The organism is Moorena sp. SIO2C4, from assembly GCF_010672485.1.
Lineage (GTDB): Bacteria > Cyanobacteriota > Cyanobacteriia > Cyanobacteriales > Coleofasciculaceae > Moorena > Moorena producens.
Genome location: NZ_JAAHGN010001171.1, coordinates 1 through 2211 on the forward strand (window position 1 = coordinate 1; position 2211 = coordinate 2211).

The following is a 2211-nucleotide window of genomic DNA, read 5'->3' on the forward strand; positions in this document are numbered from 1 at the left end:
TGATAAATTGGTGTCTAGGTTAGAGGATTCAGGGCCATGGGAGACTTCGACGCAGTAAACCCCTAGCTTAGGCAAAAATTTGTCTGGGGGTAAGTGGAGGTTAGCGGTGGGAAATCCAATGGTTCTACCGAGTTGTTGACCTTTCTCTACTATTCCGATTAGGGTGTATGGCCGTCCTAGAAATCGGTTGGCTTTGTCGATATCCCCTTGGGCTAAGGATTGGCGAATGCTGGAACTACTGATCCGTTGGTCTTGACGTTTGTACAAGGATACGATATGGACGGTAATACCGTAGGCGGAGGCGATCGCATCCAAATCCGTTGCGGTGCCAGCTCGCTTATGGCCAAAGCAAAAATCCTCTCCCACACTGACTTGCTGTGCCTGGAGTTGCTCGACTAAAATCTTTTCCACGAATTCCTGGGGACTCAGGGAAGCTAGCTCCCGGTTAAAGGGTAATAGGGCTAACTGTTGCACACCCAAGGCACTCAACTGTTGTGCTTTTTCTGTTGGTGGTGTCAGTAGCTTCCAGGCTTGACCGGAAAAGAATTCTCGGGGATGGGGATTGAAGGTGGCTACTGTGGGATAGATTAGTTCTAGATTTGGGTCTAGATTTGGGCCAGTGGTTTCAGGGTTACTAAATTGCTCAAGATTAGATGATGTCAGGGCTTGAGCTTGAGCGGTAACTGGCTTTGGCAAAATGGGAGCAATAACTTGCTGATGCCCCAAATGGACGCCGTCAAAGTTTCCGAGGGCAACAGCGGTTGGTGTTAACGCGGTAGTTAGAGATGATGTAATCCACACGCTTAATATTTTGACATATTTCGCCCGTGGTAGCCAATGGATGGTAATTACCCTATCAGCTATCAGCTATCAGCTATCAGCTTTCAGCTTTCAGCTTTCAGCTATCAGGTACACGGGATGTTTTACCTCTTCCCTCTTCCTTCTTACCTGATATATGCTCAGAAGCTCCCATTCACCCAATAATTTGTACCTCACCCAATTGAAAAATGCTGACGGCTGACAACTGACGGCTGTTCGCGTAGCGTGCGCGTAGCGCATATGCTTACTATTAACTCATTTCAATTTAAATTCACCATCAACCACTTCCACCAGGACAGGTTCACTCTGACGCTCCCCTTGGTCAGTAAACTGCAAAGGTAACCCTGAAGTATCACTAGCAAAAAGATTAACCTTGCGGAGTCTGTCGAGAACTATCTCTCGGTCGGTGTCCTGAACCAAAGCCTTAATAAAGGCTTGAGTAGCATCGAAGCTTGTGGCAGTGCGCCAGTTAACATCTCCTCGCCATAGTTCCCTAGCTGCTGTAGAAAAGTTTTTTGCCTGTGGTGATTCCCTAAACCAGGGGACTGCGATAGTCAACCCTTCAACCCCTTGTTCACGCTCTTGCCAGGTTTTACTACTATATAACGTATCCCCACCGAACAACCTCAGCCCTTGCTGATCTCGGTTGTTGGGGTTAGGGTTTAGGTTAGCGTTGGCTTTAGCAATATTAACAGCTGTATCAATGTATTCCACGCTGGGGAATAACATGGCGGCCTTGACTTGATCTTGATAGAGACTTATTTCGACTTCTTCTGTTATATTAAAGTCGGATTTGTTTAATTCAATCTTCCGAACCACCTTACCCCCTAGTTGTTCAAAGTCTCTTTTAAAAAAGTCTTTGAGACTATTGCTATAGACACTGTCAGCATCATAAAAAATTACGACTTTGTCTAAGCCCAGTGTAGTTTTGAGATGTTGAGCCAGTGCTTTACCAACTGCTAGATTAGAAGGAGCTGTCCTAAATAACACCTTTCCATTTACATAACTACTGGTGCTGGTGGAGGCAATCATGGCTAAGCCAGCTTGGTCGTATACCGGGAGTGCGGCCTTACTGGCATTACTAGAGTTATGTCCAATTACCCCCAGGATAGATTTTTCTTTAACTAAAGCTTGAGCTATTTCTTTCGCTGTGGCTGGATCGTTGCCATCGTTAGCGATCGCAATTTCCAGGAATCGACCATTTAATCGGTCTGAATTATTGAACTTATGTTGAGCCTGGGCTACCCCTCGCAATATTTCTTTTGCCCTGGATTCTGACTGGTCGATGGGCACTACCACAGCGATAGTGAATGGAGAAACATTCTTTTCAAGAGCCTTTTGACGAGCGCGGGCATTGTTGTAGTAAATCAGCAATTCTGGATCATTTTGATT

At 45.8% G+C, this 2211-nt stretch carries 3 protein-coding genes; 1 reads left to right on the plus strand and 2 read right to left on the minus strand.

The window, feature by feature from the left end:
• A partial coding sequence (gene ribF / locus F6K20_RS35175; protein WP_287297909.1) for a bifunctional riboflavin kinase/FMN adenylyltransferase occupies positions 1-801 on the minus strand: 801 nt, incomplete at its 3' end.
• Positions 802-837: 36 nt separating this feature from the next.
• On the opposite strand from ribF, the gene F6K20_RS35180 reads away from it, so the two are divergent.
• The gene (locus F6K20_RS35180) at positions 838-984 is read left to right on the plus strand and encodes a hypothetical protein (protein WP_287297911.1); all 147 of its coding nucleotides are present in this window, start codon (positions 838-840) and stop codon (positions 982-984) included.
• 90 nt (positions 985-1074) lie between these two features.
• Here F6K20_RS35180 and F6K20_RS35185 read toward each other — a convergent pair.
• A partial coding sequence (locus tag F6K20_RS35185; RefSeq protein WP_287297912.1) for an ABC transporter substrate-binding protein occupies positions 1075-2211 on the minus strand: 1137 nt, incomplete at its 5' end.